Origin of the sequence: Okeania hirsuta, from assembly GCF_003838195.1 — a bacterium.
Lineage (GTDB): Bacteria > Cyanobacteriota > Cyanobacteriia > Cyanobacteriales > Microcoleaceae > Okeania > Okeania hirsuta.
This window is the reverse complement of the sequence record NZ_RCBY01000032.1, coordinates 1-16,734: the sequence shown is the minus strand read 5'-3', so window position 1 is coordinate 16,734 and position 16,734 is coordinate 1. Positions and strand designations below refer to the sequence as shown.

The following is a 16,734-nucleotide window of genomic DNA, read 5'->3' as shown; positions in this document are numbered from 1 at the left end:
AGAAAACATGGAAGAAAAAGAAAATCACCTAGCTGATTCTAAGCGAGTATTTATAGCTCTTAATAAAGCAGTAACAAAACTAGAAGCAATTGAGCGAGCCAAAACAGAACCGATTGCTATAGTTGGGATGGCATGTCGTTTTCCAGGTGGTGCTAATGACCCTGAAAAATTTTGGCAACTTTTGTCTAAAGGAGTGGATGCAATCACAGAAATTCCTCCTCAGAGGTGGGACGTCGATGCTTACTACGATCCTAATCCAGAAATCCCAGGAAAAATGTATACTCATCGAGGTGGTTTTTTAGATGATTTCGATGTAAGTCAATTCGATCCAGGTTTTTTTGGGATTTCACCTCGCGAAGCGATCGCCATAGATCCCCAACATCGTTTATTTTTAGAAGTTTGTTGGCAAGCTCTCGAAAATGCTGGACAAATTCCTCAACGATCGGAGGGAAGTCCTACAGGGGTTTTTGTTGGTATCACCGCTTATGATTATGCGCTACCCATCGCGCAAAATATGATAGTAGTATAGAACCTTATCTGTTAGGGGGATCTTTCTTAAATCTTGCTGCAGGCCGTATTTCTTATATTTTAGGATTTACTGGTCCTTCTATGACTATAGATTCAGCCTGCTCCTCTTCTTTAGTAACTATTCATCAAGCTTGCCAAAGCCTACGACAACAAGAATGTCAGATGGCTTTAGCAGGGGGTGTCAATCTAATGTTATTGCCAGATAGTATGATAGTTGCTTCCAAAGCGAAAATGCTTTCACCAGATGGTTACTGTAAAACTTTTGATGCAGCAGCTAATGGCACTACCTGGGGTGAAGGCTGTGGTGTATTAGTTCTCAAACGTCTATCAGATGCTTTAGAATCAGGAGATCGTATCTTGGCACTGATCCGAGGTTCAGTTGTGAATCAAGATGGACCAAGTAGTGGTTTTACAGTTCCTAATGGGAATTCTCAGAAACAGTTAATACATCAAGCTCTAAAAGCAGCAAAAATAGAACCTTCTCAAGTAAGTTATATAGAGACCCATGGCACAGGAACAGCTTTGGGAGATCCTATTGAACTAAATTCTTTGGCAGAGGTATTTGGAGCAGAAAGAACTAAGAAAAAACCATTAATGATTGGGTCGGTAAAAACTAATATCGGTCATTTGAGTTCAGCCGCTGGAATAGCAGGAGTAATCAAAGCAATACTTCAATTGCAACATCAACAAATAGCTCCTCATCTACATTTTAAAAATCCAACTCCTAAGTTTAACTGGAAAGATTTTCCTCTAGTTGTACCCACTGAATTAACTTCTTGGCAAGTTAAAGATGGTACAAGAATTGCGGGAATTAACTCCTTTGGTGCAAGTGGAACTAATGCTCATTTAATCTTAGAAGAAGCCCCTGTTCAAGACGAGATGCACCCCCCTATCCTTAATCAAGGAGGATTAGAACAACAATTAATAATTTAGTCACTCTAAATTATTAATTGTTGTTCAAGACGAGATGCACCCCCCTATCCTTAATCAAGGAGGATTAGAACAACAATTAAGAATTAAGAGTGAGAGACCAAAACATTTGTTAACCCTCTCGGCAAAAACAGAAAAAGCTTTAGCAGAATTAGTCAGTTGTTATCAAAATCATCTGCAAATTCATTCAGAATTAAAACTAGAAGATATATGTTACACAGCAAATAGTGGACGATTCCATTTTCACCATCGACTTGCTATTCTTGCTTCCAACTTAGAGGAGTTAGTCTCAAAACTAGCTCATCACCAAAAAGCAGCAAAAGTAGCAGGATTATACACTAATAAAGTTTCTGACAACAATAGTCAACCCAAAAAAGCGTTCCTATTTACAGGACAGGGTTCCCAATATCTGAATATGGGAAAAGAGTTATACCAAACTCAGCCACTATTTCGCCACACAGTTGACCAATGTTCCCAGCTCTTGCAACCCTATCTAGAACATTCCTTACTTTCCGTAATTTATCCAGATACACAAACAACACAAAACTCAGATTTAATCAACCAAACAGCCTACACTCAACCAGCCTTATTTGCCATAGAATACGCTCTGTGTCAACTATGGCAGTCATGGGGCATCAAACCAGATATACTCATGGGGCATAGCGTAGGAGAATATGTAGCAGCTTGCATTGCCGGAATATTTAGTTTAGAAGATGGCTTGAAACTAATTGCTCACAGAGGCAGGTTAATGCAACAATTACCCTCTGGTGGTCAAATGGTAGTAGTCAGAGCAGCAGAAGCAGAAATTAAATCAATAATTGCACCTGATTCAGAGCAAGTAGCCATAGCAGCCATCAATGGACCAGAAAATGTAGTCATATCAGGAGCTACTCCAGAAATCGCAGAAATAGTGTCCCTGTTGACAGCAAAAGGAATAAAAACCACAACCCTGAAAGTATCCCACGGTTTTCATTCACCCGTGATGCAAGAAATGTTAAACTCATTTGAAACTCAAGCAAGACAAATAAGTTACCATGCACCAGAGATTCCCATAATTTCCAATGTAACAGGAGAAAGAGCCGCTCCTAGTATAGCCACAGCAGAGTATTGGGTGAATCATGTAATGAAACCAGTCAGATTTGCAGATAGTATCAAGACATTAGAAACAGAAGATTATGGAATATTTATAGAAATAGGACCAAAGCCGATCTTATTAGGAATGGGAAGTCAATGTGTAGGAGAAAACAAGTACTTATGGTTAGCATCTTTGCGTGAAGAAGTAGGTGCATGGGAACAGATGCTGTGTAGTTTAGGAAAATTGTATGTACAGGGGGTGGATATAGATTGGACAGGATTTCACCGAAAATCTTTATGTAACAAGGTACTATTGCCTACTTATCCTTTCCAACGGCAACGCTATTGGGTGGAGACAAATAGTTGTTTACCTAAAAAGGCTGTTCTGCATCCTTTACTGAGAGAAAGATTGCATATAGTTGGCTTGGAAAATCAAATTTTATTCCAGACTCAATTAAGTGCTTCTGAGCCTTCTTATCTCAACGATCATCAAGTTTTTGGTCAACCAGTTTTACCTGCTGCTGCATACTTAGAGATGGCTTTAGCTGCAGGAGTAGCTATTTTCCAAGATTCCAATCTAATACTAGAAGAAGTAAATATTTACCAGGCTTTAATTTTATCTGAGAAAAAAGCAAAAACTCTTCAGTTAATATTGAAACCCGATCAAAAAAATGGTTATACCTTTGAAATTTTTAGCTTAAATATAGCTGAAGAACAACAAGCACCTGTGTGGACACTTCATATTTCAGGTAAACTCCTTAGAGGAGAAATACCAGAGGAAAAGAGAGGATTCGACTTATCACTTATTGAACAAGAATATGGCAAACAGATGAGTATTTCTTCCTTCTATGAAAGTTTAACTGAGTTTGGAATGTATTATGGTTCTAATTTTCAAGGAGTACAAAAACTTTATGTAAGTCAAGAAAAAGCTCTTAGTTTCAGCCAGTTACCACCTCATCTCTCTCTACAATCTCAATCTTACCAAATACATCCAATTCTCTTAGATTCCTGCCTTCATTCAGGATACGCTTTGAGATTGGCAAAAAAAGATGAATTATCTAAAAATATAGATATTTATTTGCCCATAGAATTAAAACGGTTAAAATTATATCGTCCCTTCACCTCCCAACTTTGGAGTCAAGTACAACTAAGCTCTCCTCAAGAACTCGATCCAGAAACTGTTTCTTCAAATTTTAACTTGTTTAATGAGGAGGGAGCATTAATAGCTGAAATTGAGGGTCTTACCTCTAAACGTACTAGTAGTAAAGCTCTGCTTAATCTGATTTCAACTCAACGACAAAAAGAACTCCAAGATTGGTTTTATCAACTACAATGGCAGCCTATTTATTCTGTATCTGGGGTGTATCAAAACATAATACCGGAGATGGAATTAAGTCATTGGCTAATTTTTACGGATACTAAAGGAAAAGGAAAATCTTTAGCAGCACATTTACAGCAATTAGGTCAAGAAATTACTCTAGTCTATCCTGGTGAGAGTTGGCAAAAATTAAGCTGTGGAGTTTATCAAATTAATCCCAGTAATTCTCAAGATTTTGAGAGTTTATACCAACAAATCTTAACAGAAACTAAATCACCGATAAAATATGTTATTCATTTGTGGAGTCTAGACTCTTTGCCTTCAGAACAATTAACAATTACAGGACTAGAACAAGCAGAAAAATTAGGATGTGCCAGTGTCTTGCATTTAGTTCAATCCTTAGCTAAAAATCATCAATATTCTATTCCTAAGCTGTGGCTAGTAACTGAAGGAGCACAATTAGTTTTAAATCTAGAGGAATTAGCAATAGCTCAAACTCCATTATGGGGATTAGGGAAAGTAATATCTTTAGAACATCCGCAGCTCTGGGGAGGATTAATCGATTTAGAACCTACTGGTGGAGAAAAACAAATAGAAATACTATTGAATCAGATTACTTCTAATTCAACGGAAGATCATCTTTCTATTAGAGGAGACAAGACTTATGTCGCTCGTTTAGTTAAGCAATCTCCAAGAAAATCTCAATCTTATCAATGGCAATCAGAGGGAACTTACCTGATTACAGGAGGATTAGGAGCTTTAGGATTACATACTGCTAAGTGGATGGTAGAAAAAGGAGTAAGAAATATAGTCTTCATCAGTCGTAGCTCTCCCGATCAAACAAAGCAAGCAGCGATCGCTAATTTAGAAGAACAAGGAACGCGGGTTTTAGTTGCTCAAACAAAGCAAGCAGCGATCGCTAATTTAGAAGAACAAGGAACGCGGGTTTTAGTTGCTCAAGCAGATGTATCCCATCAGGAAGAATTAAGGGCAGTACTTGAACAAATCCAACTAACTATGCCTCCTCTTAAAGGGATTATTCATGCAGCTGGAGTAGCAGAATTTGAACCACTAACACAGATGGGACTAAGCCAAATGAGTACAATTTTACAACCAAAAGTGAGAGGAGGATGGCTTCTTCATCAACTAACTAAAGATATAAAGATAGACTTTTTTATCTGCTTTTCTTCAATTGCTGCTTTATGGGGTTCAGTTGGTCAAGCTCATTATGCTGCAGCTAACCATTTTCTTGATGGGCTTGTTCATTATCGTACCTCCATAGGATTACCGGGATTAACTATCAATTGGGGGCCTTGGACGGGAGGAGGCATGGCTGATACAGAACAACTATTAGAATTAAGGAAAAGAGGCATTAAACCTTTATCCCCTTCTCAAGCTCTAGTCGCTTTAGAACAATTGTTAGATAGTAGTGAAATCCAAACTGGTTTAGCTAATGTTGATTGGAGTATCTTTAAACAACTTTACGAGATAGGAAGAGTCAGGTTACTTCTAGAAGAAATTGAGGTAAAACCAGGCCAAACACAATTGCTAAATGATTCAAATCAACTAGCGACAAAAGCAAAACAAGAAAGAATTTTATCACAATTAAAACTAGCTAACGATGAAGAAACAGAAAAAATTTTATTAGCTTATCTTTTAGAGGAAATAGCTCAGGTATTGGGAATAAAAATTGAAAAAATCGAATTAGAACAACCATTGACCATGATGGGAATAGATTCTTTGATGGCGGTATAATTACGCAATCAGGTACAAAAAGCTCTAGGAATAGAAGTTCCTTTGAGCCAATTTATGGAAGGCTTGACTGTAGTTGCTCTAACTAAAGAAATCCAAAAGCAACTAAAGGAAACCCATCCAACAATTGGAGTTGAATTAAAAAATAATCAACAAACTTTGTTAACTAATGTAAAAAATAATGATTGGATAGAGGTAGACCTATGAACTTGATTGAATTTTTACAAGACCTTTCCCTAAAAGGGGTAAAGTTGTGGATTGAGGGAGAACGGCTACGCAGTGGCGGTTCTAAAGAAGTGTTGACTGCTGATGTAATCGCTCAACTAAGACAACACAAAGACAAAATCTTACAGTTGCTGCGGGAACGCCCAGATATTTTCAACGTTTACCCCCTTTCCTTTGGTCAAAGGGCACTATGGTTCTTGTGGCGATTAGCGCCTAAGAGTTCAGCTTATAATGTAGCCTTTAACTGCCGTATCTATTCTCAAGTAAATCTTGATACTTTACAGAAGGCATGGCAATTATTAAGTGAACGTCATTCTTTGCTGCGTACTACTTTTCTTCAGCAAGAGCAAGAGCCATTCCAAAAGATACATTCTAATTTAGAGATTGATTTTAGACAAATTGATGCTTCTAACTGGAATGAAAACGAACTCAATGTTAAAGTTGTTCAAGAATACCAACATCCTTTTAATCTTGAAGACGGACCTGTAGCGCGAATCAGATTATTTACATACTCTCATGAGGAACATATCCTCTTGCTTGTACTTCACCATCTTAATTGGGATGCTTGGTCTATAGGTATAGTAGTACAAGAATGGCTCAGTATTTACCAGTCACTAATTGAAGGGACTAAAAATAGCCTAACTCCTATTGACTATACTTACTTGGATTATGTTCATTGGCAAAAAGAATTATTGGCAAGCGACAAAGGAAAAGAACTTTGGGAGTATTGGCAACAGAAATTATCAGGAGAATTACCTGTACTAAATTTACCAGTTGATAAACCTAGACCTAAAATTCAAACTTACAATGGTGCTTCTTATTACTTCCAATTACCAGAAAATTTAACTAAAGAAATTAGGGAAGTAGCTAAAAGAGAAGGAGTAACTTTGTACATGATGTTACTAGCAACATTTCAAGTTCTTCTTCATCGTTATACAGGGCAAGAGGATATTTTAGTAGGTTCACCAACTTCGGGAAGAACCAGGTATGAATTCACCAATATTGTCGGTTATTTTGTTGACCCAATGGTTATGCGGGCAAATCTGGAAGGAAATCCGAGTTTCTCTGAGTTTTTAACTCAGGTGCAACAAACAGTAAAAGAAGCAGTTGCTCATCAGGATTTTCCTTTTGCTCTGTTAGTAGAACGATTGCAGCCAGATAGAGATTTAAGTTATTCTCCAATTTTTCAAGTTAGCTTTGTTCTGCAAAACTTTAAACAATTTGAAAAACTACAACAGTTATTCTTAGGACAAGAAATAGTAGAAGTAGAAGGTCTCAAATTGAAATCTTGGTCAATGCCTCAGCAAGAGGGTCAGTTTGACTTGGAGCTAGAAATGGTGGAAAGTAACTCATCTCTAGTAGGATGTTTCAAGTACAATGCCGATCTCTTTGAGGAGCCAACAATATGTCGTATGGCTGGGCATTTTCAGACTTTGTTAGAAGGTATTGTTGTTAATCCTGAACAAAAGGTAAGACAATTACCTTTGCTAACAACAGAAGAACATCATAAGTTATTAGTTACATGGAATAATACCAAAACTGACTATTTATTGGACAAATGTATTCATCAGTTATTTGAGGAGCAGGTTGAAAGAAGTCCTAATAGTGTAGCTTTAGTATTTGAAACAGAGGAACTAACTTATCAACAGTTAAATGAGCAAGCTAATCAATTAGCACATTATTTGCAAGCTAAAGGTATTGGATCAGAAAAACTTGTTGGTATTTGTGTGGAGCGATCGCCTCTCATGGTAGTAGGTTTGCTAGCTATTCTTAAAGCAGGTGGAGCATACATACCATTAGACCCAAACTATCCTCAAGAGCGACTATCCTTCATACTGGAAGATTCCCAAGTATCAGTATTGTTAACTCAAAAGCAACTGGAAAAATCCTTGCCCCAACACCAAGCTCAGTCAGTTTTTCTTGACACTGATTGGGAAAAGATTGGTCAATACCAACAAGATAATCCTAATAGCGAAGTAACTATTAAAAACTTGGCTTATACAATCTACACTTCCGGGTCTACTGGTCAACCAAAAGGAGCAATGAATACTCACCAAGGTATTTGTAATCGATTGTGTTGGATGCAAGAAACTTATAAACTCACTACAGTAGATCGTGTTCTTCAGAAAACACCTTTCAGCTTTGATGTATCAGTTTGGGAGTTTTTCTGGCCACTTATAACTGGAGCTTGTTTAGTTCTTGCAAAACCAGAAGGTCATAAAGACAGTGCATATCTAGTTAAACTAATTGCTGAGAAGAAGATAACTACGATCCATTTTGTCCCCTCTATGCTGCAAGTTTTCTTGGAAGAAATTGGCTTAGAAACTTGTGATTCTCTCAAGCAAGTGTTCTGTAGTGGAGAAGCGCTATCGTTACAACTGCAAGAGAAATTTTTCAATCGTCTTAAAGCTAAATTGCATAATCTTTACGGCCCAACTGAGGCTGCAATAGATGTTACATTTTGGGAGTGTACTCACCAAAGTCAGCAACACACTGTTCCCATTGGTCGTCCAATTGCCAACACGCAAATTTATTTACTGGATTCTCATTTACAACTGGTACCAATTGGAGTTCCAGGAGAAATCCATATTGGCGGGTTAAATTTAGCTCGTGGCTATCTCAATCGTCCTAAACTTACTGGTGAGAAGTTCATTCATAATCCATTTAGTGAAGATCCGGAGTCTCGCCTTTACAAAACTGGCGATCTAGCTCGTTACCTCAATGATGGCAGCATTGAATTTTTAGGTCGAATTGACTATCAAGTTAAAATTCGTGGCTTCAGAATTGAACTGGGAGAAATTGAGACTATTCTTAGCAAGCACTCCGCTATCAAGACAGCAGTGGTAGTGGTACGGGAAGACATAACCAATGATAAGCAATTAGTAGCCTACATCGTTCCAGAATCTGAACAAGCACTGACTTCACAGGAACTACGAAGTTTTTTGAAAACAAAACTACCAAGTCAAAACATTCCTTCAGCTTTTGTTTTTATAGATACTCTACCTTTAACTCCCAATGGAAAATTAGACCGTCGGGCTTTACCTACTCCCAACCAAATACGACCCGATTTGCAGAATACATATATAGCCCCCAAAACTTCTACAGAGCAAAAATTAGCAGATATCTGGGCTAAAGTTCTTAACCTCAAAAAAGTTGGTATCCATGATAACTTCTTTGAACTAGGAGGAGATTCGATTCGGAGTATCCAAGTTCGTGTCTTAGGGCAAAAAATTGGTTTGGATTTTTCGATTGAGCAAATATTTCAGCACCAAACAATTCACGAGCTAGCAAAAGAGGTAAGTACGCTCAGTCCTGGTTTTTCTGAGATAAAAACGGAGCCTTTTAGTCTAATTTCAAATACAGAGCGACAGAAGCTACCTGATGATATAGAAGATGCCTATCCTTTAGCAAGGCTTCAAGCAGGAATGATATTCCACAGTGAATATAATCATGGTGTGGTATATCATGACATTTTCAGCTATCACCTAAGGAGTATTTTTAAACAGGAAGTTTTTCAGGAAGCTATACAAAATTTAGTTAGGCGTCATCCAATACTACGGACATCTTTCGACCTAGCTGCTTCTGAAGAACCAATACAACTTGTTCATCAGAAAGTTGATATTCCATTACTGGTAGAAGACTTGCGCCATCTGTCCGGAGAAGAGCAAGAATTGACTTTAGCGACATGGGTGGAAACTGAAAAGAAACAAAATTTTGATTTAAGTCGTCCACCCCTAATACGTTTTCAAATCCATCTTCGTACAGAAGAAACATTTCAACTAAGTTTGAGCTTTCACCATGCTATTCTTGATGGGTGGAGCGTAGCCTCTTTATTTTCTGAATTGCTTCAAAAATATTCTTTCTTGCTTGAAGGAAAAGCCTATGCTATCGAGGATTCACTAGCTTTTGAGTTCAGGGATTTTGTGGCTCAAGAGCAAAGAATCCTCAGTAATTTAGAACATCAGGAGTATTGGCTCAAAAAACTTGAAGGAATAACATTTACAAAACTTCCTCGCCCCTTTAATCCTTATGATGGAGCTGATGCTGGGCAACATCGTAACTATGATGTTGATTTGCCATATGATATTTCTGATGGTTTGAAGCAGATATCTTATTCTCTAAGCGTTCCCCTCAAAAGTGTTTTGTTAGCTGCACACTTAAAAGTGTTAAGTGTATTAAGTAATCAGTCAGATATAATAACAGGGTTGGTCTCTAACAGCAGACCAGAAGCAGATGATGTTGAGAAAGTTTTGGGACTTTTTCTAAATACCTTACCTTTCTCTTCCCAACTACAAGAGGGAACTTGGATAGACTTAATTCGTGAAACTTTTGAGAATGAGTTAGAGATACTCCCTGTTAGGGAGTATCCTATGGCTGAATTGCAGAGAATTTTGGGTGGGCAGCCTTTGTTTGAAACGGCTTTTAATTTTATTCATTTTGATGCATATAAAAAAGAAACAGGTCTGACTGGTATAGAGTTATTAGGTGGGAATACTTTTGAAGCAAATAATTTAAGCCTTTTGGTTAACTTTATGGTAGACCCTGATTCATCTTTGGTTAAACTGTTCTTTAGCTACAACGCAGCTCAGTTAGATGAGAATCAGATTAGCCGTTTGGGAGACTATTATGCTAACACTTTAGCTACAATTGTGAACAAACCAAACGAACAATATTTATCCTATTCTCCTCTTTCAGAAGCAGAGCAGCAGTTACAGTTAGTAGAGTGGAATAAGACACAAGCAAACTACCCTCAAGATAAATGTATCCATCATCTATTTGAAGCTCAAGTAGAAAAAACACCAGAAGCTGTAGCAATCGTATTTAAAGAAAAGCAACTAACCTATCACGAGTTAAATATTCGTGCAAATCAGCTTGCTAATTATCTGCAATCTTTAGGGATTGGATCGGAAACACTGGTGGGTATTTGTGTCGAACGTTCTTTAGAAATGGTTGTGGGAATACTAGCCATTCTCAAAGCTGGTGGAGCATATGTACCATTAGATCCAAATTATCCCCAAGAGCGTCTTTCATTGATTTTAGAAGATTCTCAAGTTTCAGTACTGTTAACTCAACAGCAATTGAAAACATCTTGGCCCCAAAACAAAGCTCATATAGTCTTTTTAGATACTGATTGGGAAATTATCGCTCAACATAAGCAAGATTGTCCTATAAATGAAGCAAAACCAAACCATCTTGCTTATGTAATTTATACATCAGGCTCTACAGGAGTACCTAAAGGAGTAGCTATAGAGCATCGTAATACTATCAATTTACTCTATTGGGCAAAAGAAGTATTTTCTCCAGAATCTCTTGCAGGTGTTTTAGCTTCTACTTCTATCTGCTTTGATCTTTCAGTCTTTGAATTGTTTGTTGCTTTGTGTTGGGGAGGTAAATCTATTCTTGCTGAAAATGCCCTAGAGATAACTAATTTACCTGTAGCAAAAGACATTACTCTTATCAATACTGTTCCTTCAGTCATAGCTGAGTTACTCAAAGTTGATGGGATACCAGAATCAGTTAAAACAGTAAATTTAGCTGGTGAACCTCTGCACACATCGCTAGTCAAAGAACTGTATAAGCAAGACACAATTAAGTCTGTTTTTGATTTGTATGGTCCATCAGAAGCAACTACCTATTCTACATTTGCTCTCAGAAGTAGCGAAGGACTAGAAACAATTGGTCGTCCAATTGCTAATACGCAGATTTATATTTTAGACTCAAACCTAAAGTTACTACCCGCTGGTGTTCCTGGCGAATTATATATTGGTGGTGACGGTTTAGCTCGAGGATATCTCAATCGTCCTCAATTGACTGGTGAAAAGTTCATCCTTAACCCTTTTAATCATGAGTCATCTTGCCTTTACAAAACTGGCGATCTAGCTCGTTACCTCAATGATGGCAACATCGAATTTTTAGGTCGAATTGACAACCAAGTAAAAATTCGTGGTTTCCGAATTGAACTAGGGGAAATTGAAGCTGTGCTTAACACCCATCCCCAAATTGAGCAAGCTGTAGTCATGGCAAGAGAGGATATTCCCGATCGTAAAACTTTAGTAGCTTACGTAGTTTACGATCAAGAAAAAGAATCTGAAATCACCAATTTACGAAGTTTTCTCAAACATAAATTACCAGAGTACATGATACCGAATGTTTTTGTACATCTTGACACATTACCATTAACACCAAATGGCAAAATAGATCGTAAAGCACTACCAATAATTGATTCATCTAAAATTCAACGAAAAGAAGCTTACTATCCTGCAATTACACCGATAGAAGAGCAATTACTGGCTATCTGGAGGGATGTCTTAGAAATACAACATATCGGTGTTCGTGATAACTTCTTTGATCTTGGCGGTCATTCTCTTTTAGCGGTACGCTTGATGGCTCAGATACAAGCACAATTTAGCAAAAATCTACCCCTAGCCATGCTTGTTAGAAATCCAACTATTGAAACGCTGGCTGCAATTCTTTCCAGACCAAGTTCTTCATCAGAGTGGGACTCTTTAGTCAAGATTCATTCCCATGGTTCAAAAACACCTATATTCTGTGTTCCAGGTGCAGGTGGTAATGTTCTTTACTTACAAGATTTAGCCCGTCTTCTTAAACCAGACCGCCCATTTTATGTCCTGCAAGCACAAGGTCTTGATGGCATACAAACTCCTCAAACTAGAGTTGAGGAAATGGCAGCTAAATATATTAAGGCAATACAAAGTGTTCAACCAGAAGGGCCTTATATCCTAGTAGGTCATTGTTTTGGTGGCTATGTCACATTTGAAATGGCTCTACAGTTAACTAAGCAAGGTCATAAAATAGCACTACTCGCTATTTTAGGAATTAGTGGCCCTCTTCGTGATAATTATCCACTAGTAGTTGATGAAGATATTGACGATGATGCACAAATGCTCATCAAAATTGCTACAAGAGCTTCTCAAGTAAGACCTAATGACAATCCGTTGTTAACATCCTATGATGAACTCACGCAAATAAGTAGTCTAGATGAACAATTGGATAATTTGATAGCCAACACAAATACATTTACACTACTAGACCCTGTTGCTAACCGTTTAATGGCAAAAGGTTTAATGGAAGTCCGTAGGGGAAACCTCATAGCTCTTTTAAGGTATAACCCTCAGGAAACTTATTCAGATCGCATTACTCTATTTCGGGGGATGCAAGATATTCCTCAATCAGCGAGGGATCTAAACGCTGAAGAAATCAAAGATTGGTCTTATGACTGGAATAACTTTTCAACTGAACCAGTTGAAGTTATATGGGTTCCAGGTGATAGGACAACAATGTTAAGTGACACTAATCTTCCAACACTATCTGAAAAGCTACAAAAATGTCTTGATTTTCTCGATAAAATTTAGTACAGTTATAAACTGTAAAAACTAGTCAAAAAAGTCAAGAACTCTTACTTATATAAGTAGACTGTTCCCCTATCCCAAAGGCAAAAGTTACTCCAGTTAGGGGTATTTGGGAATAATCCCCGGTCTGTAAGGAAACAGCAACTAAAGTCGCTCGTGTTGCTTTTATGACTCTGATTAAAATACCGAGGTTTCCAAGCTTCCCGATTTTTCTAGGTGAATTAAGAATGTTGAAAAAAATATCAATAACTGCTGCTACCTCATTATTCGTAATGCTAGGTTTTCCAGAAGCAGCACAATCAATAACGTTTACAAGTAGTATATTTGCTAGTGGTCTGGATAATCCATCAGGTCTAGCTTTTGGTCCAGACGATGCACTCTATGTTACAGAGGCAGGTAAAGGTGGACCAGGACCTTGTGTTCCATCTCCGAGTGTACAAGGAGCAGAGATATGTTATGGTCCAACAAGTGCTATCACCAGAATTAAAGATGGAGTGCAAGAGCAAGTAATTACTGGTTTACCTTCTTTAGCATTACCTGATGGAAGTGAAGCAAATGGAGCTAATGATATAGCTTTCGATTCAAATGGTTTAGGCTATGTTGTTGTTGGTTTTGCTACCAATCCAGCTAATCGCGATCCTATAGTAGGAGTTCCTGATTTTGGCTCTTTGATTAGTCTGGATTTCAATCAAGGAACTTGGACAAAACTTTCCGATCTATCAAACTATGAACTTCTCAATAATCCAGACCAAACTGATATTATTAGTAATCCCTACAGTCTTTTGATTGAGGATAATATTGCTTTTATTATTGATGCAGGAGCAAATGATTTACTTAGTGTTGACCTTAGCGAGAATGAAACTGCATTAGAAGCAGTATTTGAAGAGATAATTGCAATTAATCCTTTCTCAGGATTAGAAATTCCCGTACAATCTGTACCAACTTCAATTACTAATGGCCCAGATGGCGCTTTCTACGTCGGTGAGCTTACTGGTTTTCCTTTTCCAGACGATGGTGCTCGTATATTCCGCGTTGTCCCTGGTAATGAACCAGAGGTTTATCTTGAAGGCTTTACACAAATTATCGATCTTGCTTTTGATAACCAAGGAAATTTGTATGTTTTAGAATATGCAGCTCAATCTCTATTGACAGGTAATCCTGTTGGTGCTCTTATTCAGATAAGCTCTGATGGAACCAGAAGAAACATTGGTGGCGATCAATTAATCTTGCCAACTGCCATCACAGTTGGAGCTGATAATGCTATCTATGTTGCCAATAATGGCCCTTTCTCTGAATTAGGAGAAATCATTAGGTTCAAGTCTACTAATGAAGCAACTCCAGTCCCTGAAAGTAGTTCGATATTGGGTCTATTAATTTTTGGGATTAATATAGCTCTCTTTCGTTACTCTAGGAGAAGTAAAATAAACAGGAAACCTCTTCAAACCTGATTTGACAATCTGCGATTACAGCAGTTTCGGAGTTAATGGGGTACAAAATTTTATCACTTTAGTAAATAGATAAGTAGTTATTCAAAATTAATTACACATACTCTAAAGTTTTGATAAGCGTACAATAGTAGATTGATTTTTAGGCGTTGATGAATCAGGCGTTGCATATGCGGGATGAATTGTAGGCTTGGAGAAAGAGAAATTATAAAGATTGAGTTTACCTGACTCCAAAAGATTCATCCCTTGATTCATCGGCGTTGCTGAATCAAGCTATGAAATCTAAATTTGTAAAATATAAAATGCTTTTTAATTAGGATTTAGGTAATCACCATTTCCAGAAAATCACAGCCAAAATCACAAATGCCGATTTTTAGTTTTTTATTTTGAAAAATGAGTGTAACAGATAACTTAGTTAGAAATATTCCTTGTGAGAAAAGGCCCATCATCTTACAAACTTTACAATGGTTCCTAAACCCTGTTGATTATCTGGAAGCAAACATCAAGAGTTTTCCTGATATTTTTATTGCTAAACCTCTTCCTATAGGTGATGGTGATACCTTGTTTGTTATCGATCCGAAAATATTAGAGTATATTTTTACTCATGATCGAAAAGAATTTACTGCTCCTGGAAACTTAAATGCTATTGTTTTTGAACAATTCGTTGGAAATAATGCTCTAGTTACAACAGAAGGCGATATCCATCGCCAACGTCGTCAGTTAATAATGCCATCCTTTCATGGAGAACGTCTCGAAGCATATGGAATATTAATTCGGCGGATTACTGAAGATGTGATGAAAAATTTACCTATTAACCATCCATTTTTAGCTACGGAAATTATGCAAGAGATCTCATTAAAAGTGATAGCGCAAGCAGTTTTTGGAATTATTGAAGGAGAACGCTATCAAAAACTAATAGCACTACTGAAAAAGTTTACTGAGATTTTTGCTTCTCCTTTCACTTCTTCTTTATTCTTTTTTCCTTCCTTACAAAAAGACTGGGGAAACTGGAGTCCCTGGGGAAAGTTTATCCGTATACGAGAAGAAATAAATAACCTCATCTATGCTGAAATCAATTACCGTCGCGATCGTCCCAATTTTAAACACTCTGATGTATTGTCTCTCTTAATGTCGGCAAGATACGAAGATGGACAAGCAATGACAGAAAAAGAATTACGAGATGAATTAATAACTTTATTAATTGCTGGACATGAAACAACTGCTTCATCCATGGCTTGGGCTTTATACTGGCTTCATCGTACTCCACAAGTGCTGGAAAAATTGCTAGCAGAATTAAATACACTTTCTTCTACAGCTACTTCAATGGAAGTTTTTCGTTTGCCTTATCTCACTGCTGTTTGCAATGAAACTCTTAGGATTTGTCCTGCTGCCATGACAACCTTTCCAAGGATGGCTCAAGAGGTCGTTAATATTTCAGGATATACGATTAAGCCAAGAGATATTATTTTTGGTTGTATATATTTAACTCATCACCGCGAAGATATTTATCCTAATCATGAACAATTTATACCAGAGCGATTTTTAGAACGTAAATATAGTCCTTTCCAATTCATTCCTTTTGGTGGTGGTAGTCGTCGTTGTATAGGAGAAGTATTAGCACAATTTGAAATGAAGTTAGTGATTGCTACCATTCTCTCTCAACATCAATTAATGTTAAAGGAACAAAAACCTGAAAAATTAAAAAGAAGAGGCTTTGGCTTATCACCAACAAGAGGTGTAAAAATGACGGTAGTGCATCAGCAAAGTGTGTGAATGCTCATGGGGTGAGTACCTCAAAGGTATTGTGGGATAAGGGTTTAAAAGCTCACGGGGTGACAAGCAGCTCTAAACTATTGCTAGATAAAGGCTCATATCATGTCCGGTAGCATCGTTTGCTCACGGGGTGACAAGCCCTTCAAAACTATTGTATGATCAGGATTTAAAGGATATCCACTCTGTCAAAATTTGACGGTTTTGATGAGAATGATAATTATTTTTAGTAGTGATATCAAATCCGGTAGCATCGGAGTAATTATATCAAATCCGGTAGCATCGGAGTAATTAAACCTGAATTTTCGGCCACCAATGGTAC

Annotated in this window: 7 protein-coding genes; all 7 read left to right on the top strand. The window is 37.4% G+C overall.

Translation table 11 applies throughout. From position 1 onward, the window contains the following. Positions 1-7: 7 nt before the first annotated feature. Positions 8-529, top strand: coding sequence for a beta-ketoacyl synthase N-terminal-like domain-containing protein (locus D5R40_RS40875; RefSeq protein WP_282433614.1), 522 nt, complete (start codon positions 8-10; stop codon positions 527-529). Continuing rightward, on the top strand, positions 526-1,461 hold the full coding sequence (locus D5R40_RS40870) for a beta-ketoacyl synthase N-terminal-like domain-containing protein (RefSeq protein ID WP_339379477.1): 936 nt from the start codon (positions 526-528) through the stop codon (positions 1,459-1,461). Before D5R40_RS40875 ends, D5R40_RS40870 begins: the two co-directional genes overlap by 4 nt. 34 nt (positions 1,462-1,495) lie before the next feature. Next, positions 1,496-5,605 carry an SDR family NAD(P)-dependent oxidoreductase gene (locus D5R40_RS08020; RefSeq protein ID WP_124154470.1) on the top strand — a complete coding sequence of 1,370 codons (4,110 nt, stop codon included), beginning with the start codon at positions 1,496-1,498 and terminating at the stop codon, positions 5,603-5,605. Between the two features lie 54 nt (positions 5,606-5,659). Further along, positions 5,660-5,809 (top strand): hypothetical protein, encoded by a 150-nt coding sequence (locus tag D5R40_RS34840; RefSeq protein ID WP_161564955.1) that lies wholly within the window; start codon positions 5,660-5,662, stop codon positions 5,807-5,809. Continuing rightward, positions 5,806-13,200, top strand: a complete 7,395-nt coding sequence (locus tag D5R40_RS08015; protein WP_124154469.1) for a non-ribosomal peptide synthetase — start codon at positions 5,806-5,808, stop codon at positions 13,198-13,200. Before D5R40_RS34840 ends, D5R40_RS08015 begins: the two co-directional genes overlap by 4 nt. A gap of 224 nt (positions 13,201-13,424) precedes the next feature. After that, positions 13,425-14,645, top strand: coding sequence for a ScyD/ScyE family protein (locus D5R40_RS08010; RefSeq protein WP_161564292.1), 1,221 nt, complete (start codon positions 13,425-13,427; stop codon positions 14,643-14,645). Positions 14,646-15,035: 390 nt separating this feature from the next. Further along, a complete protein-coding gene (locus D5R40_RS08005) occupies positions 15,036-16,415 on the top strand; it encodes a cytochrome P450 (protein WP_124142775.1) in 1,380 nt (459 codons plus the stop codon). The last annotated feature ends 319 nt before the right edge of the window (positions 16,416-16,734 follow it).

Bases quoted from the DNA above. Each gene is read 5' to 3' on its own strand.
- D5R40_RS40875 (WP_282433614.1), top strand. From the start codon at position 8: ATGGAAGAAAAAGAAAATCACCTAGCTGATTCTAAGCGAGTATTTATA.
- D5R40_RS08020 (WP_124154470.1), top strand. From the start codon at position 1,496: ATGCACCCCCCTATCCTTAATCAAGGAGGATTAGAACAACAATTAAGA.
- D5R40_RS34840 (WP_161564955.1), top strand. From the start codon at position 5,660: ATGGAAGGCTTGACTGTAGTTGCTCTAACTAAAGAAATCCAAAAGCAA.
- D5R40_RS08015 (WP_124154469.1), top strand. From the start codon at position 5,806: ATGAACTTGATTGAATTTTTACAAGACCTTTCCCTAAAAGGGGTAAAG.
- D5R40_RS08010 (WP_161564292.1), top strand. From the start codon at position 13,425: ATGTTGAAAAAAATATCAATAACTGCTGCTACCTCATTATTCGTAATG.
- D5R40_RS08005 (WP_124142775.1), top strand. From the start codon at position 15,036: ATGAGTGTAACAGATAACTTAGTTAGAAATATTCCTTGTGAGAAAAGG.